The following is a 24,758-nucleotide window of genomic DNA, read 5'->3' as shown; positions in this document are numbered from 1 at the left end:
GATAAAAACTGCTAGGATAAAAATAACTAGGGTACATTTTTATAGAGTTGCAGCTAGGAATTGGCAATGAATAAACAGCAGTTTTTGCAGCGCTTCGCCTTCCATCACCTGGATGAAATTACTCATACCTATCAGCACAATGGTGAGTTGAAACATGCCAGTGTACTTATCCCCCTAGTGCAAACGCATAATGGTATAGAGGTGGTGTTAACGCAGCGAGCCATCCATTTAAAACATCATGCCGGACAAATCAGTTTCCCCGGCGGCAAAGTCGAAGAAACCGATATTGATATCATTGAAACCGCATTACGAGAGGCTGAAGAAGAAATTGGCTTATCTCGAAGCGATGTCGATATTATTGGCCAGTTAAAGCAATACCACACCATTACTGGTTACTTGATCACCCCGATTGTCGGCTTTATTCCAGAAAATTATGCTTTCAAAGCGGATGATAATGAGGTTGCCGATATTTTTCATGTGCCTTTCAATCATTTTATCGATGAAAATAATCACCTAAGTTATGAACTTAAACGTAATGGTATTAAGCAGAATATCTATTTTATGCCATATTTAAATTATAATATTTGGGGTGCAACTGCAGCCATATTAAAAGACTTGGTTAGCCACCTAAAATAAACTTTTTATTTATTGTGATTATTTCGACTTTCAGGGTAAAATCCGAATATAATTTCAATATCGCGTTAACACGCCATTAAATATTCAGGTTTTATCATGATTAGTGTATTTGACATGTTCTCCATCGGCATCGGCCCTTCCAGCTCACACACCGTGGGACCAATGCGAGCGGCGAATCGTTTTATCGACTCGTTAAAACAAGACGAAATTTTTGCCCAGGTAAATCGGATCAAGGTTGAACTGTTTGGCTCTTTAGGGCAAACCGGCATTGGCCATGGTACCGGCAAAGCGGTAATTTTGGGTTTACATGGCGAAGCCCCTGAGTCGGTAGCCGTTGACAACATAGATAAAATTCTGGACGCCACCGTCGCCAGTGAGCAAATCATCTTAAACAATGAAAAAACCATCGCCTTTCCAAAAGATGATGCAATTATTTATCACCGTCGTAAAACTCTGCCAGCGCATGCCAATGCGATGACCATTTTTGCCTTCAACGGTAATAATATTGTGTTAGAAAAAACCTATTACTCTATTGGTGGTGGTTTTATTGTTGAAGACAGCGAATTTGAAAAAGAAAAAGACAAAGCGCTGTCCTTGCACGCCAATATCAAACGACCATACACTTTCACCTCGGCAGATGAATTACTGACAATCTGTAAAGAATCAGGTTTGAGCATTAGCTCGGTGATGATGGCCAACGAGAAATGTTTAAACGATGAAAGTTACATACGGACAGAGCTGGTAAAAATATGGCAAGCCATGTATGCCTGCGTTGAGCGTGGCATTAAAACCGAAGGGATATTGCCTGGCGGATTGAAAGTTACCCGCCGTGCACCAAGTTTGCATCGTTTGCTAACGGTTGAGAAAAACGCCGACCCATTGCAAGCCATGGACTGGGTGAATTTGTTTGCTTTGGCGGTTAATGAAGAAAACGCGGCCGGCTCGCAAGTGGTTACCGCACCAACCAATGGTGCCGCAGGCATCTTACCCGCCGTACTTTGTTACTACGACAAATTTGTAAAACCTGTGTCTGACGATGATTGCATTCGCTATTTATTAACTGCGGCGGCGATCGGTATTTTATACAAAACCAATGCCTCTATCTCAGGTGCAGAGGTTGGTTGTCAGGGCGAAGTTGGCGTTGCCTGTTCGATGGCGGCAGGTGCGTTAACCGAGATTTTAGGCGGCGACCCTAAACAAGTAGAAAACGCCGCTGAAATTGGTATGGAGCATAACTTAGGGTTAACCTGTGATCCGGTTGGCGGCCTGGTACAAGTTCCCTGTATCGAACGCAATGCGATGGGCTCAGTAAAAGCGATAAATGCCTCACGCCTGGCAATGCGTGGTACGGGTACGCAAAAGGTTTCTTTAGATAAAGTGATCAAAACCATGTGGGAAACGGGCAATGATATGAAAACGAAATACAAAGAAACATCACGTGGTGGTTTGGCGGTAAATATTATTGAATGTTAGAAGCGGGTACAAGAGACGGGGTACAGGGTACAAGGTACAAGGTACAAGGTACAAGGTACAAGCAGATTAGTTACTTGGTTCGATAAAGTCTATACCCTTTAAACTTAAAAAGCGCCTTTCGGCGCTTTTTATATTTTATGATTTAATATCATTGTTCTGAAATCTAAAACAAGCTGCGTGTACCTTGTTTTATAAAGCCAGAATTAGAGTGTAAACCACACTACTTGTACCTTGTACCCTGTACCTTCTTTTACCTTCTTTATTTAACCGGTAATTCGATATCGCCGATCAGCTTTTCAATTTCATCATTGTTCTTTAACAACATCGCTTTAGTGACGATGTCTCGATTTAAATGCGGCGCAAAGCGTTCAATAAAATCAAACATATAACCGCGCAAAAAAGTGCCTCTTCGAAAACCAATTTTTGTCGTACTTTGTTCAAACAGATGACTGGCATCCAGTACCACTAAATCTTTATCTTGCTCAGCATCAATCGCCATAGTGGCAACAACACCAATCCCTACGCCTAAACGGACATAGGTTTTGATCACATCAGCATCGGTGGCGGTAAAGACTATTTTGGGCTCTAAGTCGGCTTTTTGAAAGGCTTTATCCAATACCGAACGGCCAGTAAAGCCAAACACATAAGTGACTAACGGATGAGCCGCAACATCGTTAATGGTGATTTTGCCAATTTTCGCCAGAGGGTGATCTTTTCTCACTATGATGCTGCGGTTCCAGTGGTAACACGGCAACATGATCAAGTCGTTATATAAATGCAAAGATTCAGTAGCAATGGCAAAGTCGGCATCGCCTTTGGCTGCGGCATCACTGATTTGTGCCGGTGTGCCTTGATACATATGCAATGACACTCGGTCATACTTTTTCACAAAGCCTTTTATAATCTCTGGTAATGCGTAGCGTGCCTGGGTATGAGTGGTAGCAATTCTTAACTTACCTTCATCTGGCTGAGTATATTCGCGAGAAACCGATTTGATGCCTTCCACTTTTGATAAAATATCTGAGGAAATTCGGATGATCTCTTGTCCAGCTTGGGTGACATGAGTTAGATGTTTGCCGGAGCGACCAAAAATTTGTACGCCAAGTTCATCTTCCAACATACGAACTTGTTTACTAATGCCCGGTTGCGAGGTAAATAAACTGTCTGCGGTGGCAGATACATTCAAGTTATTATTGAGGACTTCGACGATATAACGTAGCTGTTGTAGTTTCATTTGATATAGATGATGAATTATTTATACTAAAAATATATATCAATATGATTAAAAAATCTATAGCTTTTTAACTTTTTGTTATAAGAAAATAGTTTTTATAACAAACTAAACTCAGGTTGGCGGGGTTTTAACCTCGCGTTATATACTCGGCGCCAACCAATTATTTAATAATATGCCCGGTTGGCGGGGTTTCAACCTCGCATTACGGTTGGCGGGGTTTTTAAGCTCGCATAAACAAAGCCGCATCAAATGCGGCTTGTTATGGTTGGCGGGGTTTTAACCTCGCGTTATATAAAAAGGGGTTATTCTTTCGCGTCAGCTTTTTTGGCTTTAGCTTTAGCTTTCGGCTTGGCTTTAGCTTTCGGTTTGGCTTTTTTCTTCGCCAGTTCTTCAACCCATTTGCCGTCAACGTATTTAGCAAGCCAACCGGTGGCTTTTTTATCGATTTCGGTCATCACGTATTGCTCTTTGGTTTTACGTGAATAACGAACAACAGCAAGGTTACCATCAGGATCTTTTGCTGGGGCATCGGCCAGGTAATAAAACTTGGGCGATATTCGGTCACGAAAACGCTGCAATTCTTCAACTTTTGGTGCTCGTGTTTCTCTTGATTTAGGGAAAGTACTCGCGGCCAGGAATATGCCGGCAGCACCATCTCTTAATTTAAAGAATGCTTCCGACTGTTCACACTTAAGCTCGGGTAAATCTACTGGATCTTCTTTCGGAGGAGCCGCTTCACCACTTGCCAATAGCTTGCGCGTGTTTTTACAATCTTCATTGGTACAGTCGAAGTATTTGCCAAAGCGACCGTTCTTAAGTTCCATATCTGACTGGCAGCGATCACACTCAAGTACCGGGCCATCGTAGCCTTTGATCTTGAATTCGCCCTTCTCCAGTTGATAACCGTCACAAACCGGATTGTTACCACACACATGAAGTTTGCGGGTTTCATCAATAAGGTAACTGTCCATCGCTGTGCCGCACTTGTCACAACGTTCCATCGCCATTAAGGCTTCCGTTTCCTGATCTTCCGATAACACGCTTACCGCTTCTTCACCAGGAGTTAGGTTCATGGTTTTAGTGCAACGTTCTTTTGGTGGCAGGCTATAGCCAGAACAACCTAAAAACACGCCAGTGGATGCGGTACGAATGCCCATTTTACGATTACAGGTTGGACAATCAATATCGGTGATAACCGGCAGATTACGTTGCATCCCGCCTTCGTCCATACTTTTATCGGCAAGCTGCAGTTCATCGGTAAATTCGGTGTAAAATTCGGTTAATATATCTTTCCAAAAAGCTTTATCATCGGCAATTTCATCGAGACGCATTTCCATGTTGGCGGTAAAATCGTAGTTCATTAACTTTTTAAAACTACCCGATAAACTGTCAGTAACAATTTCGCCCATTTTTTCTGCATAAAAGCGTTTTGTGTCAAGACGCACATAACCGCGGTCTTGAATGGTCGAGATAATTGACGCATAGGTAGAAGGACGGCCGATGCTGCGTTTTTCTAACTCTTTTACCAATGACGCTTCACCAAAGCGTGCCGTTGGCTTGGTAAAGTGCTGGCTTGGCTCAATATGTTTCAAGGTAACGGTTTCGCCCACCGCTAAATCTGGTAAGTGAGTATCTTTCTCGCTGCCACTTTTGCCAGCGCTGCGCGAATGAACTTTTGTCCAACCATCAAAGCGCATTACTCGACCTTTCGCCCTTAAGTCGAACTCACCCGCAGTTATCGTAAGGGTAGTTAAATCGTAACGCGCGGCGGTCATTTGACAGGCAACAAATTGACGCCAGATCAAATCATATAATTTACGGGCATCTTGCTCCATATCATCTAAAAATGCGGCTTCTTTGCTCACATTGGAAGGACGAATGGCTTCATGTGCTTCTTGTGCATTGGCCTTGGCACCATACACTTTTGCCTTTTCAGGTAAATAATTTGTGCCAAAATTACTGCTAACGTAGTCACGACATTGCTCAACCGCTTCTTTACTCAAATTGGTTGAGTCGGTACGCATATAAGTAATGTGGCCGGCTTCGTATAAACGTTGTGCCAAACCCATGGTGCGTTTCACACCAAAACCTAAACGAGTACTGGCAGCTTGCTGTAAGGTTGAGGTAATAAAAGGTGCCGACGGTGTGCTTTTTGATGGCTTATCTTCACGCTTGCTCACCTGATATGCCGAATTTTGCAGTGCCGAAACGGCTGCCATGGCATCGGTTTCATTGTCAGGTTTAAAGGCTTTGCCATTTTGGCGAGCAACATCTAATTTAAGCTCGTCTTTTCCTGAGGTTATGGTATCTGCTTCGATTTCCCAAAACTCTTCTGGTACAAACGCTTTGATTTCACGTTCGCGTTCAACCACAAGTTTTACCGCAACCGACTGCACTCGCCCTGCCGATAAACCACGAGCAACCTTTTTCCAAAGTAACGGGCTTACCATAAAGCCAACCACGCGGTCTAAAAAGCGTCGTGCCTGTTGGGCATTAACACCATGCATATTCAGCTCACTTGGCTGTTTAAAGGCATCCTGAATTGCGCTTTGGGTAATTTCATTAAATACCACTCGGCAAAAGCGGCTGTCATCGCCACCAATAATTTCTTTTAAGTGCCAGGCTATCGCTTCACCCTCGCGATCCAAATCGGTTGCGAGATAAACCATATCGGCCTTATCCGCAAGTTTCTTTAATTCATCGACGACTTTTTCTTTGCCTGGTAAAACAGCATAGGTTGCTGCCCAGTCTTTTTCCGGATTTATGCCCATGCGACTAAACAAAGCAACTTTCTCTCGTTTTGCTTTGTACTTCTCTTTTTGAGCCGGTGTCATTTTTTTCAATTCTGCGGCAGTTTTGGTGGCGGCTTTTTTACCGCCACTGTGCGGTAAATCACGCACATGACCAACACTAGACTTAACGATGTAGTCTTTACCGAGATATTTGTTAATTGTCTTCGCCTTTGCAGGGGACTCGACAATTACCAGAGATTTTGCCATAAAGCTTCACTTTCCTGTATTCAGCTATTGAGATGTCAATCTGAAATATAATTTTGTTGAGTTAGCCATTAACTCAATTTTTTATCTATTGCTATTAGGTATATATGTAAATTTTACCACTGACAAGCAATTATTTTACAACCCGAGTGTTCTTTATTTACTAAATCGGGTTGAATTCGTGTTTTTCTAGGGCACATCATAATAAAATTTAAATTAAAATATAAAGCAATATTTTCATATATTTTACCAATTTAGCGAAAACTGTTTAATATTCAAACAAAATACGAATTTTACCGCGGTTAATAATAAATAAGGCCTCAACAGAGGCCTTATGGATTGATTGATATTATTAAATATATTTAAGGTGTAAGTACAATTGCTACACTTATTCCGGTTGAATAAACTACTGAGTCTCCCGATGGCGTGGTAACTTTCACCGAAAGTGATCCGGTTTTGGCCTCAGTGCCACCTTCAATTTCAACCGAGAAATTACGTCCACCAGTCCTAAATTCATTTGGCCAGATAAATGAACTCTCACTCACGATAGAGCCAACGGAAGTGATAAACTCAATCGTGGTGCCAGCAGGCATCGGCTGATCTGCCGGGCCATTGATATATACGGTAGCAGCACCGACACCGACGCCTAAAATATCAATGACATTAGCACCAGTGTCTGTAGCGCCGCTATCGGTAGTTGATACTGGAGTAACTGTCGCATCAACCGCAGATCCCGCAAATACAATCACCAAATCGCCTCTTACGTGGATAGATTTTTGATCTGAACATGCAACGTTTGCCTCATTACACAAACTACCATTGTATTGGCCATCTGCGGGATCATAGCTCAAAGGAATGCCAAAATTAGGGTCGACAAAATCGAAGAACTCTTCACCCGAATCTCGACTTCCATTTTCATCATTATCCACAAAGGCTTCCGGAAGATCATAGTCTGTGCCATCGATAATACTTGGCGCTAAAAAGGCTGTCTCTTCAGAATCATCGTATAGACCATTACCATTTAAGTCAGGGAATGACTCCTCTCCCACCGCATGCGCTAAAATTGTCACGCGATTATCTGAAGGCTGTGGATTTTGCGAGCTAAATATGACGCTACACATACCATCGACCGTAATACAAGACGGCTCAATGGCTCCGCCTTCGGCAGTAAAGGAAACCGCGGTACCATCCGGTGCCAAGTTATTATAGCCATCCGCTAATCGGGCAGTAATAATTGATTGAGTACCAACAATTCGGAAGCCCTCAATGTTATAAATATCGGCGGTAAGGGTAAAGCTGTCTTGATCTGGTATACCCGTTGATACCACCATCAAACTCGACTGAGTCGAGATTAACGGTACAGATAGATTGACCGAAGCAGTCACTCTTACCGGAGTCGCTATGGTGCCAGAATTTACCACCACTTGCGCCAAGCCATCTAAGTTGGTTTGAGCTTGGTCTGGACTTAACGATAAGCCCCCCGCATCTGTATTTAACGAAAAATCAACCAGTTGATTTGCTGCTGGTAAACCATTTACGTCTAACACTTTAAAGATTACTGTTGAGTATTCAGGCATCTCAGCCGTACCAGCCCCTTTTAAAGACAAGTTCTCGTTCGATACACTGACAAATTCAATGCTACCGATATCTGCGGCATTGACTTCAATATCGACACTAGAAGTCAAACTTTCAGTACCGGCATTGGCGGTTACCGTAATGGTATCGGTACCGGTACAACCTTGCGCTAAATAAGAGCTAATGGCTGTGCCCTGGAACGTCGTTACTTGCTCATCCAAAACCGCTTTGCCATCTAGTGAACAGCTTGAACTAAAGTTCACTACAACGGGTTCGGTATAAGGCGCACCACCATTATTGGTGTCAATAATCGTTACCGTGATATTGGTTGAACCGCCCGCCGAGATTGGCGTTAACCCAACGGTGGTTGTGCCAATAGCTAAACCGGCCGCACCAACAATAATTAAATCTTCTCCGGTTTCACCGGTACGCAAGGTCGCAGTTATCGTACCGGCGCCGATATCATTGCCCGCATAAATATCGACAATGGCTTGATTAGTCACCGAATCCGTTATGGCTGTTGGGATTGGTATCTCACCAATTTCGGTAGTAAATGTGACTAAGACTTTCTCACCGGCAGCAAGACCATTTACCGTCGCAATAATTTGGCCTGGCGTGGTGGTATTAATGGTATCAATGACATTTGTGGTGTCTGGTTCTACCAATAACATCTCAATAAAAATACCAATAACTTCATCGCCTTCGGTGGCAAAGCTGTCACTGTCAGTGGCACCGTTGCTTAACGTTGCGGTTGCTATACCCGCACCTTTGACAGTACCTGCCGATAGGGTGACCGTTGCAACACCCGAAGCGTTAGTTAACGCCGTACCCGAAAGCGGGTCAAGCAAACCTAAGGTCGAGGCAAAATTCACCACTTCATTGGCAACCAAAGCACCAGTGTCATCGGTTACCGTTGCTTCTACAGTTGAACCACTTGCTGCACTGATCGATTTATTAGTAACCAATACAGATACACTATTACCTACGGCTTGAGAAGCATCACCTAGTGTTGAAAATGCAGTGCTGTCTAATTCGCCACTGGTGACGGTTGCCGTGACAATACCGGCCCCTTCAACACTACCCGCGGCTAATACAATGCTGGCGCTACCGGTGTTATCGGTTAATGCGGTCGCCGATACTGGGTTAAATACCCCCAGTGATGATGAGAAGTTGACGACTTCGCCTTCAACCCCTGCGCCATTATCCGTCACGGTCACTGTAATGGTGGCCGGTGCGGCTTCGGTGATTTGGCCAACAATAGGATCTAATGTCACCACTTTACCGGCTGCCGGACTGCTGTCTCCGGCGGTCGCAAAACCGCTGGTATCCGATTCGCCACTGCTTAAGGTCGCCGTTAAGATGCCAGCACCTTGTACGCTGCCCGCGGTCAACACGATAGTGGCAACACCTGAGCCATTGGTTAATGCAGTACCTGATACAGGGTCAAACGCCCCTAATGTGCTGGTAAAGGTTACCACTTCATTGGCCAAATCCATACCATTTTCAGTGACATTCACCATCACTGTATATGGAGCGATTCCAGTAACCGTAGCCGTAATATCTTGTACAGAAATGGTTTTGCCGAGATTAAGACTTTCATCGCCTTCGGTGGCAAAGCTGTCGCTGTCAGTCGCGCCATTGCTTAACGTTGCCGTGGCAATACCGGCACCTTTGACCGTACCTGCGGTTAATGTGATTGTCGCAACACCTGAGGCATTGGTTAACGCCGTACCCGATACCGGGTCAAGCAGACCTAAGGTCGAGGCAAAGTTCACCACTTCATCCGCAACTGGGTCACCATTTTCATCCAAAACCGTAGCGGTTATCGTGGTTGGGGTTAACGCATCGATAGACTTGTTGGTGACCGATACTGTTACAACATTACCTACCGCTAATGACGCATCACCTAACGTTGAAAATCCTGTGCTGTCTAATTCACCACTACTTATGGTCGCCGTGACAATACCGGCACCTTCTACACTGCCTGCCGTTAATACGATAGTGGCGCTACCGGTGTTATCGGTTAATGCGGTAGCAGACACTGGGTTAAATACCCCCAATGATGAGGAGAAGTTGACCACTTCGCCTTCAACGCCTACGCCATTATCCGTCACAGTCACCGTAATGGTGGCCGATGCAGCTTCGGTGATTTGCCCGACAATTGGATCTAACGTCACCACTTTGCCGTCAACAGCAGTGCTGTCCCCTGCGGTCGCAAAACCGCTGGTATCTAATTCACCACTGGCCAGTGCCGCCGTCAAAATGCCGGCTCCTTCGACACTGCCCGCGGTCAACACGATAGTGGCAACACCTGAGCCATTGGTTAACGCCGTAGCCGATATTGGGTCAAACGCACCCAACGTGCTGGTAAACGTTACCACTTCATTGGCAAGGTCGATGCCATTTTCGGTCACTTGTACCGTCACCGTATATGGCGCGGCTTCGGTTACGGTCGCTGCAATGTCTTGTACCGTTATGGTTTTGCCCAGGTTAAGGCTTTCATCGCCTTCGGTGGCAAAGCTGACTCTGGCCGTAGCATCGTTACTCAACGTTGCAGTGGCAATACCGGCACCTTTGACCGTACCTGCGGTCAAAGTGATGGTGGCAAAACCCGAACCATCGGTTAACGCCGTGCCCGATACCGGGTCAAGCAAACCTAAGGTCGAAGCAAAGTTCACCACTTCATTCGCAACTCCAACACCATTTTCATCCAATACCGTAGCAGTGATGATGGCAGGGGTTAATGCATTAACAGAAATACTGTTTATTGACACCGATACACTATTACCTACGGCCACTGGTGTATCACCTGATGTGGCGAACCCGGTAGTATCTAGTTCACCGCTAGCGATCGTAGCCGTGACAATACCCGCGCCTTCCACACTGCCCGCAGTAAGTTGGATCGTGGCATCACCCGACGCATTCGTTAACGCTGTCGCAGATACCGGATTGAACACACCAAGAGATGAGCTGAAGTTCACTACCTCGCCTTCAACGCCAACGCCGTTATCCGTAACATGCACGGTAATAGTTGCAGCCGCAGCATTGCTGATTTGCCCGATAATTGGATCTAACGTCACCACTTTGCCGGTGACCGGCGTGCTGTCGCCATCGGTGGCAAAACCGCTGGTATCCGATTCGCCACTGGTTAAGGTCGCCGTTAAGATGCCAGCACCTTGCACAGTGCCCGCGGTTAATTCAATGGTGGCTTCACCATTGATATCGGTTAACGCCGTAGCCGATATTGGGTTAAAGGCGCCCAACGTGCTGGTAAAGGTTACGACTTCATTCGCCAGGTTTGCGCCATTTTCGGTGACGTTCACCGTCACCGTATATGGCGCAGCTTCCGTCACGGTTGCCGCAATGTCTTGTACCGTTATGGTTTTGCCCAGGTTAAGACTTTCATCGCCTTCGGTGGCAAAACTGTCACTATCAGTCGCGCCATTGCTTAATGTTGCCGTGGCAATACCGGCACCTTTGACCGTACCTGCGGTTAATGTGATTGTCGCAACACCTGAGGCATTGGTTAACGCCGTACCCGATACCGGGTCAAGCAGACCTAAGGTCGAGGCAAAGTTCACCACTTCATCCGCAACTGGGTCACCATTTTCACCCAAAACCGTAGCGGTTATCGTGGTTGGGGTTAACGCATCGATAGACTTGTTGGTGACCGATACTGTTACAACATTACCTACCGCTAATGACGCATCACCTAACGTTGAAAATCCTGTGCTGTCTAATTCACCACTGGCGATCGTCGCCGTGACAATGCCGGCTCCTTCAACACTGCCCGCGGTTAAGACTATGGTGGCGCTACCGGTGTTATCGGTTAATGCAGTCGCCGATACTGGGTTAAATACCCCCAGTGATGATGAGAAGTTGACGACTTCGCCTTCAACGCCTAGGCCATTATCCGTCACGGTCACTGTAATTGTGGCCGGTGCGGCTTCGGTGATTTGGCCGACAATAGGATCTAATGTCACCACTTTTCCTGCTATCGGTGTACTGTCTCCATCGGTGGCAAAACCACTGGTATCCGACTCGCCACTGGTTAAGGTCGCCGTTAATACGCCGGCACCCTGTACACTGCCCGCGGTTAATTGAATGGTCGCAACACCTGAGGCATCGGTTAATGCAGTACCTGATACAGGGTCAAACGCCCCTAATGTGCTGGTAAAGGTTACGACTTCATTCGCCAGGTTTGCGCCATTTTCGGTCACGTTCACCGTCACCGTATATGGCGCAGCTTCCGTCACGGTTGCCGCAATGTCTTGTACCGTTATGGTTTTGCCCAGGTTAAGACTTTCATCGCCTTCGGTAGCAAAACTGTCACTATCGGTCGCGCCATTGCTTAATGTGGCCGTGGCAATACCGGCACCTTTGACCGTACCTGCGGTTAATGTGATTGTCGCAACACCTGAGGCATTGGTTAACGCCGTACCCGATACCGGGTCAAGTAAACCTAGGGTGGAAGCAAAATTCACTACTTCGTCGCTAACCGGTTGATTGCTTTCATCCAAAACGGTAGCGGTTATGGTGCTTGCGTTTAGCGCATCAATGGATTTATTGGTTATCGAGACAGTCACACTGTTACCTTCCGCCTCAGACGCATCGCCTAATGTCGAAAATCCTGTGCTGTCTAATTCACCACTGGCGATTGTCGCCGTGACAATACCGGCCCCTTCAACACTGCCCGCGGTTAAAATGATAGTAGCGCTACCGGTATTATCGGTTAATGCTGTCGCCGAAACTGGATTAAATACGCCTAATGATGAAGAGAAGTTGACCACTTCACCTTCAACACCTACGCCATTATCCGTCACGGTCACCGTAATAGTGGCCGGTGCGGTTTCGGTAATTTGCGCAGTGATTCTATCTAATGTTACTACCTTCCCGGCAACTGAACTGCCGTCCCCTGCGGTGGCAAAACCACTGGTATCACGTTCACCACTGGCTAACGTTGCCGTTAATATACCAGCACCTTCTACGTTACCCGCGGTTAATTGAATGCTGGCTTCACCGTTAGCATCGGTTAATGCGGTCCCTGATACCGGGCTAAATGCGCCTAATGTGCTGGTAAACGTTACCACTTCATTGGCAAGGTCCATACCACTTTCAGTCACTTTCACCATCACCGTATATGGCGCGGCTTCGGTTACGGTATCAGTAATGTCTTGTACCGTAATGGTTTTGCCCTGATTAAGACTTTCATCGCCTTCGGTAGCAAAGCTGTCGCTTGCGGTGGCACCATTGCTTAACGTTGCCGTGGCAATACCGGCACCTTTAACGGTACCAGCGGTTAATGTGATCGTTGCAACACCCGAGGCATTGGTTAACGCCGTACCCGATTGCGGGTCAAGTAAACCCAGTGTTGAAGCAAAGTTCACCACTTCATCGCTTACCAGTTGGCCGGTTTCATCCAAGACCGTTGCTTCAATGGTGGTCGCAGACAAAGCACTGATCAATTTGTTATTAACGACCACAGATACACTTTTGCCTACCGCTTCAGAAGCATCACCTGCGGTGGAAAAACCGATTGTGTCCAACTCGCCACTGGCAAGAGAGGCGGTTATAATAGCCGCACCTTCTACACTGCCGGCGGTTAAAATAATAACAGCTTGACCCGATGAATCTGTCAGAGCCGTACCCGATACCGGTGCGAACACACCTAATGAGGATGAGAAATTAACAACTTCACCAACGATAGGGCCATCGATATCACTTACTGTGGCAGTAATGGTTGCGGGTGCCGCCATACTGACGTCTATGGTTGAGATAGTTAAGATCACGCTTTTACCAGATTCACTACTCGCATCACCTGCAGTTTCGAACCCTACTTCGGCACTTGCTCCGTTATTTATCGTTGCTGTCGCAATGCCCGCACCGGCTTCACTGCCAGCGCTCAACGTGATGACGGCTTGACCAGAGCTATTGGTTAGCGCGGTACCAGAGGTTGGAGATAAAGAGCCAAGGGATGCGCCAAAATTAACCACTTCGCCTGCGACCGGGCTGCCCGCATCGGTTACCGTTGCGGTCAATACCGCTGGTGTTGTGTTAGCAACATTAGCAGAAGAAATACTGATGCTTACATCTTTACCGGAAATTTGAGAGGCATCACCAGCCGTTTCAAAGCCAACAGTGCCAAACTCACCAGTATCTATCGTTGCAGTAACAATACTGGCACCTTCAACGGCACCAGCGGTTAAAACTATCGTCGCGACACCGTCAGCATTGGTCAGTGCCGTTGCGGTTTCAACATCAAACACACCAAGTTCAGAGCTAAAAGTAACCACTTTACCGGCAACAGGAGAGCTATCCAATTCCACGGTAGCGGTAACCGTAGCAGGAGTTGCTGCACTTATTGAGGAGTTATCTATGCTGACTTCAACAGTCATTGCGGTTGGGTCGGTTGGGTCGACGGGGTCATCACCACTGCCGTTAAATGAATCACCACTGCCACAGCCCACTAAAAGAACAAGCATTAAAAGGGTAAAAACATGCTGAAATTGCTTCATGAAAAGCGCTCTCCCTGAGTTTATTTTTATTTTATCTATTTACATATTAACCGATAAATTACAAAAGAGTTACTTTTTGCTACAAAAAACTTAATTCTCTTATTCGACAATGGCTGCTAAGCTTTAATTACTGTATTTTCATCGACATAGCATTAACAAAAGTGGTGTATAGTGTTAGGCTTTACAGTTATTAAAAAATACTTTATTAACTCAATTACAATTCCAATAAGACAACAATTATGAATAAAGAAAGTGCGAACAGCTTAACTCGCCGAATCGTCATCGGGATGATTGCCGGTATCATCCTGGGTACCATATTTCAGGCGATGTTGCCCGAAGATGGGGATCTGTTGATCCCATTAGGCTTGTTTGATTTTGCCGTAAGAGGCTTTTTTGTCGATGGCCTGTTTGAAATCGGCGGCCAAATATTTATCACCAGTTTAAAAATGTTAGTGGTGCCGTTAGTCTTCATCTCTTTAATTTGCGGTACCTGCTCCTTAACCGACACCTCAAAATTAGGCCGCATTGGTGGCCGGGCCATTGGTTTATATCTAATGACTACCGCGATTGCCATTACTATTGCCATCGCCGCCGCACTGTTAATTAGTCCTGGTGACGGGGTCAATATGACCGCGGATGTGACATTTGCCACCAAAGAGGCGCCATCATTAACGCAAGTGATTATCGGCATGTTCCCAAGTAATCCGTTTGATGCATTCGCCAAAGGTAACATGCTGCAAATCATCGTATTTGCTTTATTATTTGGTATCGCCATCGCACTTGCTGGTGAAGCCGGCGAACGCATTGCCAAAACCTTTGAAGACTTTAATGAAGTGATCATGCGCCTGGTAGTTATCCTGATGAACCTGGCACCCTATGGTGTGTTCTGTTTAATGACCACATTATTTACTGAGCTATCGTTAGCTACTTTTGGTAATTTGATAGTGTACTTTATGGTCGTGTTAGCGGTGTTATTATTGCATGCATTTTTAACCTACCCGATCATCTTAAAACTGTTAACCGGTTTGAACCCGGTAACCTTCATTAAAAAAATGCGCACCACAGCATTGTTTGCCTTTAGTACCGCAAGCAGTAACGCCACCATTCCATCAACCTTAAACACCACCACGAAGAAGCTTGGCGTAAATAACTCGATAGCCTCTTTTACCGTACCGTTAGGGGCGACCATTAACATGGATGGCACCGCTATCATGCAAGGTGTTGCAACGGTGTTTATCGCGCAAGTCTTTAATGTGGATTTATCGGTGACCGATTTCTTGATGGTGATTGTTACCGCAACTCTTGCCTCTATCGGTACTGCCGGAGTACCTGGAGTTGGCCTTATCATGCTGGCCATGGTGTTAGCGCAAGTTGGTTTGCCTGTTGAAGGCATTGGCTTGATCATCGGTGTGGACAGACTGCTCGACATGGTTCGTACCGCCGTAAACGTTACCGGTGACTCTATGGTGACGGTAGTTGTGGGTAAGGCTGAAGGCCAGTTTGATCAGTCAGTATTTAACAGCAGTGATGACACCAATGGTGATCGTATTGATTTTCATCACCTCAAAGATTAAATACCAAATTAACAAGTGAATTTGGTATAAAAAAAAGGCCGAAATGCTTAGCATTTCGGCCTTTTATTATCTGTGTTCGGTGTTGCAATAAATTTACTCGCTAGAAATAATATATAGCGTTTCCTGGATCGAGCTTAAAGGTAATGTTAAGCGAGCAAATTTTTGCCCGGTTAAATCTCTTTCAGCTTGTTTAATCACTTTATAGCCTTTAAACAATTGCCGCACCTCATCTTCCTTTACTGAAAATGGTGGACCTTGCATTTCATCTTCTGGAAATTCCAGGGTTAACAAGAATATACGAGTTGCAGCTGTCATAAAGTTTTTCAGCTGCTGTACATATTCGTTGCGCATATCTTCAGGGAAGGCAATGATAGCTGCTCTATCATATATCCAATCAAACGGTTGAAATTGTTTGCCATCTAAGGCAAAAAAATCACCTTGATGAAGTTCAATATTGCCCTGCGCAAAAATGCTAAAGCCATTACTTTTTTTAACCTTGGCAACCAGCTTGTTGTCGGCAAAAAAATCGTGACAGGCGATGCCACTTAATTCATTGCCGATCACCTTAAAGCGCTCGGCAAAAAATAGCATATCGGCGGTTTTTCCGCATAAAGGCACAAAAATACGATTATCGCTGGCTTTAACCAAATTGGGAAAATGCTCAACCATTAATGGCTGTAACTCATCCTGATGAAAGCCTAAACGCGTATTTTTCCAGCAGTCGAGCCAAAATTGCTGTTTCACAACTAACCTGCCCTTTTATGAATAATACTTAGCTTGGAAAAATACGGTTATTTTGCCAAAGCTTATTTACCGTTTGTTCAATAGAAAGTGAAGCCGCCTTCGAAAACTTTTCCGCAAGTCCCTTTTTCAATGAATATTTCACCGAGATCACTTTTGCCGTTTTCGCCGCATTTTGTAAGTAATCGTCGCTGGTTTGAATGTCATCGACTAAGCCCAGCTCTTTCGCTTTAATACCAAACCAGTGTTCGCCAGTGGCAACTTTACTGATATCCAGGCTTGGACGATGCTCACTGACAAAGTCTTTAAACAAGCCATGGGTTTCTTCTAACTCTTCGACAAACTTTTCACGACCTTTTTCAGTGTTTTCACCGAACATGGTTAAGGTACGTTTATATTCACCTGCGGTTAATTGTTCAAATTCAATGTTGCTCTTTTTCAGCAGCTTATTGAAATTTGGTATTTGCGCGATAACACCAATTGAGCCAAGAATGGCAAATGGCGCTGAAATAATTTTATCGGCCACACAAGCCATCATATAACCGCCACTGGCGGCTACTTTATCAACCGAGATAGTTAGCGGGATATGTTGTTGACGGATACGGTCCAGCTGCGAAGATGCCAAACCATAGCCATGGACCATGCCACCGCCACTTTCAACCCGCACCAGCACTTCATCTTCCGTGGTTGCTACCGTTAGTACCGCGCTGATCTCTTCACGCAAGCTGTCCACTTCACGGGCATCGAGACTGCCTTTAAAATCAATCACAAACAATCTTGGCTTCGACTCTTTTGCACCTTCTTTTTCGGCTTTCGCTTCGCCTTTTTGCTTTTTCTTTAAATCTTTATCGTGTTGTTTTAATTCTTCTTTTGATAATAAGTGCTCAACCATATGTTGTTCAACATCGGCAAATTGCTCAGACAAGTCATTAATTTCCAACTCGCCTTTTTTATGTTTTTGTTTATGAGCGGCACCCGCAATGGCGGCGATGATGGCAATAACGGCGATAACAAAGGTAAACACCTTGGCAAAAAATAAGCCGTATTCGTAAAGAAATTCCAACTGAGTTCTCCTGAACTAGAATGAGTAATATTAGTTGTCGATATGATACTACACCAATAACAAAAAAGGAGGCTAAGCCTCCTTTTTTTGTGAGATAATTTTGTGAAAAATTATTTCAAAACAACGCTATCATCGGTAATCACAATCGCTTTGCCTTGCGTTACAAAGTACGCGGCAATTTGAGATTGAATTTCTTGTGTGGTTGCTGCACTGCTCCTTGGATCTATGATCGAACCGTGATCGCCATTCACAAATTTAACAATTCCTGATACGGTGCCATCGGCAACCATAGTGGTTTCTGATACTCTAGCAACACCTAATAAACCCGCAAACGGTGTTGAGCCAGCAAGTGGGGCAGTAGGAACCCTAAGCGGGATAACTTGATCAGACAATACATCCATACCGTTACCTACCATTTCAATCATGTGCAGCGGGGTACCATTATTGCTTAACAATTCAACATGGTTAAGCATATCGGCAGAATCAGTAATCGATTGCGCCGCGAACGTCCACTCTTGGAAACCCGCACTCATCTCACTTGGTACACCCACATTCTCTTCAAATGAATGCCATATTTCCGCCATCTCGTCAGGTGTTGGGTTCGGATTGATCGCATTCGCATACTGAGCAAACTCTGGCGATAAGCTTAGCGCTAAATTAAATTTAATCAGCGGTCCAAAGCTGGCCGATTCCATGCCAAAGTTAGGCACACCACCAGCAGCAGAAGCTAGAGATGCAGCTTTTACATTAAATAAACCATCAACTTGCGGGTTAAATTCGGTGTTAGTAACCGCGAGGAAATCTACCCCGGTTAACGCCCCTAATGAATGGCCAACGTAATATGTTTGTGTAGGATTGATATCGACACCGGCGTTTAAATCGCCATTTAAAAAGTTAAGGCCCAAACGTAACGCCATTGAATCGGTTGCACTTTGACGGAAGTTATCCCTGCCACTTAACAAGTTAGCGATATTAATGTAATAAAATGGATTATCCGCAGCTTCTACTTCTTTTACGCCATCGCCATCAGTATCGAATGCACGCGAGTTATGCAACGGGTGATCGATTGCCACAGTGGCAAAACCATTAATCGATAAAACCCCGGTTAACGCCAGCATATGCTCCTTACTGGTGGTAATACCGTGCTGTAACATAATAACTGGCCAGCCACCTAGTGGTTTAACTAACTCACCTTCAATACCAAATGCCGGGCGAACCATATTGGCGTAAGCTAAATTGGGTACCGTGATTTGCACATCAAGGTTTTGCATGGTCTGGACTTTAGGTATTGGATTAAACTTGGTCAGGTTGCGCTCCACGTCTAAGCCTAAATCGCGCAAACCAAAACTCATACAAGCACCATCAGACACACTTTGTGGCTCTGCCGGTAAATCCTCGGCAAATGCTAATATCACACCAGAGTCACACATTGCCTGCCAGTAGGTACTTTCCGTTAAATCGGCCGTGCCAGGGACATGTGAGTAATATGGAACAGTAATGGCACCCGCGTATATACTGGCACTACTGTATAAAGGCACAAGTTGTGGGTCGCTAGGATCAAGCAACTGTGCGGCAATTAACGCATCTGCTGCTGTGTAACCTGCGTTGACGTTAGTCACCATCGGGGTTGGGAATAACGCTGTTGCCGGGTTTAATGTTGCGGCTAATAATTGTTTAGTCACATTCAACGTATCGACAGTAGATTGTGTTGTCATCGCCATGGTATAGGTGATTTCTTCACGATTTAAACCAAAGCCTTCGGCAATGTTTTCATAGCTGTTGATGATGTTTTGTAATGTAAATTGGTCAGGATCGGCCAAAGGTTTAGTCGACACGTCTTGCTTGACTAATTCATAGGTAGACGAGCCTAAAATTGCATCGCCATTGGTATCTTTCAGGTTTTTGGTCAGTGCAATTATGTAAGTGGTTTTGGCTTTTAACGGCTTCATTGGAATGAAGGCCAAGTCACTTCCATCGGCTTGCACAACAAAGTCTTCGGCTAATACCAGCTGTTTAACACCTTTACAGGCAATGCCTGCAGGCACCGGGTTACATTCGGCATCATTCAAATCTGCGCCCATCACCACTTCGTACATTGACACTGCATCGCTGTTAAATACGCCGGCAGGATCGAGTGCTACGCCTTCGTCAAAATCAAAGCTTAATACGAAAGGTTGGTGGGTAGACCAGCCATCGAGGGCACTTAACGCTACTCTGGGATTGGAAAAGTCAGTCGTATCGGGAACCGCGCTATCGAAATTTAATGTGCCATCTGTATGACCACTAAATAACAAATCGTTAGGGGGTGATATTACCGGCACATCAGCGCCCGGATCAAAAGCAACACGAGAAACGGCCAGTGCGGGAGCCGAGGCTTCGTTTTCATTTTCAATGTCTTTGATGGTTTCATCATCACAAGCAGACAGGCCCAGAGCGCTCGCGATTGCAAGGCCGATGAATAGCTTTTTCATATTTTCTCCCCAGAAGAACGATATTTTCGCCTTGAATATTATTATCTTATTGGCGTTTTGTTATAAATTTATTAACTAGTATGACCAGTTAGATTGTATTGAATATAACTTACCGTAACTAAAATGACTTTGCTACATTTTTTTACCATTAGCCGCATAAAGTTAACAAATCATTTTTTCAGAATATGCTCGAATCAAATCAAGAGTAAGGGTAGAATACGCAGCAATAATCATTAATCGAAAGAAAACTATGTTCGAATATCAAGCACAACAACATTGCTTACAACACAAAACTATTTTAGTCACCGGCGCAGGAGCCGGTATCGGTAAGGCTGCAGCTATGCATTATGCTAAGTTTGGCGCAACCGTGATATTGTTAGGCAAAACCGTGGCCAAGCTCGAACAAGTGTATGATGACATAGTGAATGCGGGTTACCCTGAGCCAGCGATTATTCCTTTAGATATGAAAGGCGCAAGTGCGCAAAATTATAAAGATATGGTATCGACCATCACCGATCAGTTTACTCATATTGATGGCGCATTACTCAACGCCTCAATTTTAGGTGAGCTTACGCCGTTTACCCAAATTAGTGCGCAAATTTGGAACGATGTCATGCAAGTAAACCTCAATGCACAAATGCAACTTGCGCAGGCATTGATTCCGGCAATGTTGCATGCACCTGCCGCATCCTTGATTTTTACTACCTCTGGCGTTGGTAATAAAGGACGAGCATTCTGGGGGCCATACAGTGTTTCCAAGTTTGCCACCGAAGGCATGATGCAGATCATTGCCGATGAATATGATGGTTCGAGTTTACGGGTAAACGCGATTAACCCGGGTAGCACAAAAACCAGTATGCGAGCCAGCGCCTTCCCCGCTGAAGATAAAGGCTTAATTGCCGAGCCTGATGACATTATGCCCCTGTATTTATACTTGATGAGTGATGATAGTAAAGCCGTTAATGGTCAACGTTTAGACGCGCAGGCTTAATACCAATTTGATTAATTACCTGCTCATTTATAATGGTTTAATCAAATTGCTATAACAATCGCTTTTTCAAAGCGCTATTCTAGCTAGACAAGATCTAGGTAGTGCTATTTGATACCCATGGTAATGCGTGGGTTGCCGCCATAGTCATTATAAGTTTTGATATTAGTGAAACCATATTGCGCAAACAGCTGTTGTACTCCCTGATGCTGTTCAAAGCCATGCTCTAAGTATAACTGGCCATTAGTGGTTAAATAATCTCGTGATTTATCGATGATATGACGAATATCGGCAAAGCCTTGCTCATCTGCCACTAATGCAGATTTTGGTTCAAAGCGAACATCACCTTCGGCTAAATGCTTGTCATCACTAGCGATATACGGTGGATTTGAGACAATGAGATCAAACCTTTTACTGTTGCTAATATTGCTGAACCAATCACTTTGGTAAATATTTACCTGGGTAAGGTGCAGTTGTTCGGCATTCGATTTGGCTAATTGCACCGCTTGGGCACTAAAATCTACCGCGTCCACTTGCCAGGCTTGATGTTCCGATGCCAATGCCAGAGCGATGGCGCCCGTGCCGGTGCCAAGATCGAGCAAAGACAACTGTTCAACTTCATTATTCGATAACACCGCTTCAACCAGGGTTTCGGTATCAGGGCGAGGAATGAGAGTACATGGGGCAACAAAAAAGTCCAATGACCAAAATTCCTGTTTGCCAACAATAAATGCCACTGGTTCGCCCTGCTCTCGCCTTTTAACAAAGCTTAAAAACAGTGCTTGTTGCTCTGCACTCAGGTGTTTTTCTGGCCAGGTTAATAAATAGCTGGTGGGCTTAGCCAGCACTGCCGATAATAACGCCTGACTATCCGCCTTGGCATCATAAGCATCTTCAAATTGCAAAAAACAGCTTTTTGCAAAATCAAAAAGCTGTTTTATTGTGGCTAAACTTACAGAGTTAGCGGTGAACTCTGCGTGGTTATTACTGACCAATATTATTACTCACCAATGTTTTTTAAACCTATAGGCTATTAGTTTTGTTCCGCAAGGGATGCTAATAAATCGGCCTGATTTTCTTGCATGATAGGTTCTAGCACCAATTGTAAGTTACCTTCAATCACTTCGTTTAAGCGATATAAGGTTAAATTGATACGGTGATCCGTCATTCGACCTTGCGGGTAATTGTAGGTACGAATACGTTCAGAACGATCACCACTGGCCACCAGGTTTCTACGTGAAGACTCTTCTTCAGTGCGTCGTTTCTCGTCTTCGGCTTGTTGCAAACGCGCTTGTAATACCGACATCGCTTGCGCACGGTTTTTGTGCTGTGAACGTTGGTCCTGACACTCTACTACGACACCCGTTGGTATATGGGTAATACGAATGGCAGAGTCGGTTTTGTTAACGTGCTGGCCACCAGCACCTGAGGCGCGGAAGGTATCGACTTTTAAATCGGCTTTGTTAATTTCAATGGCATCGGCTTCTGGAATTTCCGGCATCACCACCACCGTACAGGCGGAAGTGTGTACTCGCCCTTGCGATTCGGTTTCAGGCACACGCTGTACACGGTGGCCGCCACTCTCAAACTTCATTTGGCCGTAAACACTGTCGCCATTTACTTTCACCACAATTTCTTTATAACCGCCTTGCTCAGACTCATTCATGTTGAGAATTTCAAGTCTCCAGCCTTGCTTTTCCGCATAGCGGCTGTACATACGGTATAAGTCACCGGCAAAGATTGCCGCTTCATCACCACCAGCACCGGCACGAATTTCAACAAAACAGTTGTTATCGTCGTTTGGATCTTTTGGTAATAATAAAATTTGTAAATCTTGGGTTAAGCTCTCAATATTCGCTTTCGCTGTTTTGAACTCTTCCTGAGCCATCTCACGCATGTCAGGATCTTCATCCTTCAACATTTCTTGCGCCATGGCAAAATCTTCTTCTGCAGTTTTATAGTCACCAAATACTTTCGTTACTTCTTCAAGTTGTGAAAATTCTTTTGATAACGCTCGAAATTTTTCTTGATCGCCAATCACATCAGGATCAGATAACAGCGCTTGGACTTCTTCAAAGCGTTCTACCAAGACTTCAAGCTTTTGATATACAGATTCATTCATTTATTTGTTTTCACCCAAGGGTTAGTTTGAAAAGAGTTATCTTCGATTTATTTAAGTATTATAATGGAAGTGTTCTAAATTTAGTTATCTTTTTTATCCAAATCAAAAACATCGTGAAGATAAATAATTTTGTCTAGCTCGCCACCTTGCGCTGCAGATTGCAGTGCTCGGGTTGGGGCGTGCATCAGGTTGTTGGTTAATTTTGTTGCCAGTTCCGCAATTACCGCTTCCGGATCTTTATCTTGGCTTAATTGTAATTTCGCTTTTACCAACAATTGATCTCGTTTGCTCAAGCATTGGTTACGGTATGCAATTACGGCATCTTGAGTATTTAAGCCTCTTAGCCAAGCCATAAAATCATTCGTTTGAGTTACCACTATTTTTTCAGCTTGTGCCGCAGCCTTACGGCGATTTTCCAAATTTTCGGCAATGATGTTTTGTAAATCATCTACCGTGTATAAAAATACATCTTCGAGTTCACCAACTTGTTCTTCAATATCTCGCGGCACGGCAATATCGACCATAAAAATTGGCCGGTGACGGCGTTGCTCTAAGGCGGTTTCTACCATGCCTTTACCAATAATAGGCAGTGTTGAACCGGTAGAACTGATGACGATGTCGGCATCAGGAATATGTTCTGGAATTTGCGCCAGGGTTATCACTTCGGCACCGATTTCTGTCGCCATTTTTTCAGCTCTGGCGACAGTACGATTGGCAACCGTGATTTTACCAACGTTATTATTGTATAGATGCTTAGCCACGAGCTCAATGGTTTCACCAGCACCAATTAATAACACTTTGCTTTTTTCCAGCTTGGCAAAAATGTGCTTGGCAAGATTCACCGCAGCAAAAGCAACAGATACTGCGCTGGCGCCAATTTCAGTGTCGGTACGTACCTGTTTGGCAACACCAAAAGTACGCTGGAATAAACGTTCCATGATGATTTGCATAGAGCCTGCGGCCTTCGCTTGACTATATGCCTGCTTCATTTGCCCTAAAATTTGCGGTTCACCAAGAATTAGCGAGTCTAAACCACACGCAACCCGCATCATGTGATTAACGGCTTGTTGATCATGGTGCCAGTATAACGAAGGTGAAATCATGCTGGCAGGTACATTATGGTAACTCTCTAACCAACCGGTAATTCGCTGTTGCACTTCCAGCAGCGGTTTATCTTGTACAAAGTACAATTCAGTGCGATTACAAGTGGATAAAATTGCCGCTTCTTTACAAGCTAGTTGTTCTACCATTTCTTGCAGTGCATGGGTAAGATTATCTGGAGTAAATGCCACTTTTTCACGCACAGAAACTGGCGCAGTCTTGTGATTAATACCAACAGCAAAAATAGACATAGTTTAAAATGGGTAACC

At 44.7% G+C, this 24,758-nt stretch carries 13 protein-coding genes; 4 read left to right on the top strand and 9 right to left on the bottom strand.

Annotated elements, in window-relative coordinates:
• Positions 1-66: 66 nt before the first annotated feature.
• Together ND16A_RS07985 and ND16A_RS07990 are read left to right on the top strand one after the other, a co-directional pair.
• Positions 67-636, top strand: a complete 570-nt coding sequence (locus ND16A_RS07985) for a CoA pyrophosphatase (RefSeq protein ID WP_033077870.1) — start codon at positions 67-69, stop codon at positions 634-636.
• Positions 637-732: 96 nt separating this feature from the next.
• Positions 733-2,109 (top strand): L-serine ammonia-lyase, encoded by a 1,377-nt coding sequence (locus ND16A_RS07990; protein WP_033077869.1) that lies wholly within the window; start codon positions 733-735, stop codon positions 2,107-2,109.
• A gap of 259 nt (positions 2,110-2,368) precedes the next feature.
• On the opposite strand, the gene cysB is transcribed toward ND16A_RS07990, so the two are convergent.
• The 3 genes from cysB to ND16A_RS08005 all read right to left on the bottom strand — a co-directional run bounded on the left by cysB (position 2,369) and on the right by ND16A_RS08005 (position 14,429).
• A complete protein-coding gene (cysB, locus tag ND16A_RS07995; RefSeq protein ID WP_033077868.1) occupies positions 2,369-3,343 on the bottom strand; it encodes an HTH-type transcriptional regulator CysB in 975 nt (324 codons plus the stop codon).
• A 302-nt stretch (positions 3,344-3,645) separates the two neighbouring features.
• Positions 3,646-6,342 carry a type I DNA topoisomerase gene (gene topA, locus ND16A_RS08000; protein WP_033077867.1) on the bottom strand — a complete coding sequence of 899 codons (2,697 nt, stop codon included), beginning with the start codon at positions 6,340-6,342 and terminating at the stop codon, positions 3,646-3,648.
• 359 nt (positions 6,343-6,701) lie between these two features.
• Positions 6,702-14,429, bottom strand: a complete 7,728-nt coding sequence (locus ND16A_RS08005; RefSeq protein ID WP_033077866.1) for an Ig-like domain-containing protein — start codon at positions 14,427-14,429, stop codon at positions 6,702-6,704.
• A 239-nt stretch (positions 14,430-14,668) separates the two neighbouring features.
• On the opposite strand from ND16A_RS08005, the gene ND16A_RS08010 reads away from it, so the two are divergent.
• A complete protein-coding gene (locus tag ND16A_RS08010; RefSeq protein ID WP_033077865.1) occupies positions 14,669-16,003 on the top strand; it encodes a dicarboxylate/amino acid:cation symporter in 1,335 nt (444 codons plus the stop codon).
• A gap of 93 nt (positions 16,004-16,096) precedes the next feature.
• Here ND16A_RS08010 and ND16A_RS08015 read toward each other — a convergent pair whose 3' ends face one another.
• The 3 genes from ND16A_RS08015 to ND16A_RS08025 all read right to left on the bottom strand — a co-directional run bounded on the left by ND16A_RS08015 (position 16,097) and on the right by ND16A_RS08025 (position 20,278).
• Positions 16,097-16,747, bottom strand: coding sequence for a thiopurine S-methyltransferase (locus ND16A_RS08015; protein WP_052073118.1), 651 nt, complete (start codon positions 16,745-16,747; stop codon positions 16,097-16,099).
• Positions 16,748-16,775: 28 nt separating this feature from the next.
• The gene (gene sohB, locus ND16A_RS08020) at positions 16,776-17,807 is read right to left on the bottom strand and encodes a protease SohB (RefSeq protein WP_033077864.1); all 1,032 of its coding nucleotides are present in this window, start codon (positions 17,805-17,807) and stop codon (positions 16,776-16,778) included.
• Between the two features lie 110 nt (positions 17,808-17,917).
• Complete coding sequence (locus ND16A_RS08025; RefSeq protein WP_033077863.1) at positions 17,918-20,278, bottom strand: VolA/Pla-1 family phospholipase; 2,361 nt, start codon at positions 20,276-20,278, stop codon at positions 17,918-17,920.
• Positions 20,279-20,528: 250 nt separating this feature from the next.
• On the opposite strand from ND16A_RS08025, the gene ND16A_RS08030 reads away from it, so the two are divergent.
• On the top strand, positions 20,529-21,269 hold the full coding sequence (locus tag ND16A_RS08030; RefSeq protein WP_033077862.1) for a YciK family oxidoreductase: 741 nt from the start codon (positions 20,529-20,531) through the stop codon (positions 21,267-21,269).
• Positions 21,270-21,373: 104 nt separating this feature from the next.
• Here ND16A_RS08030 and prmC read toward each other — a convergent pair whose 3' ends face one another.
• The 3 genes from prmC to hemA form a co-directional block, all read right to left on the bottom strand.
• Positions 21,374-22,261 (bottom strand): peptide chain release factor N(5)-glutamine methyltransferase, encoded by an 888-nt coding sequence (gene prmC / locus ND16A_RS08035; protein ID WP_327144569.1) that lies wholly within the window; start codon positions 22,259-22,261, stop codon positions 21,374-21,376.
• Between the two features lie 38 nt (positions 22,262-22,299).
• Positions 22,300-23,388: a peptide chain release factor 1 gene (gene prfA, locus ND16A_RS08040; protein ID WP_033077861.1), complete on the bottom strand. Its 1,089-nt coding sequence runs from the start codon at positions 23,386-23,388 to the stop codon at positions 22,300-22,302.
• 80 nt (positions 23,389-23,468) lie between these two features.
• The gene (gene hemA, locus ND16A_RS08045; protein WP_033077860.1) at positions 23,469-24,740 is read right to left on the bottom strand and encodes a glutamyl-tRNA reductase; all 1,272 of its coding nucleotides are present in this window, start codon (positions 24,738-24,740) and stop codon (positions 23,469-23,471) included.
• Between the last annotated feature and the right edge of the window lie 18 nt (positions 24,741-24,758).

The organism is Thalassotalea sp. ND16A (assembly GCF_000764205.1).
Classification (GTDB): domain Bacteria; phylum Pseudomonadota; class Gammaproteobacteria; order Enterobacterales; family Alteromonadaceae; genus Thalassotalea_A.
Note: the sequence above shows the minus strand (reverse complement) of the source record. Positions and strands in the feature narration are given on the sequence as shown.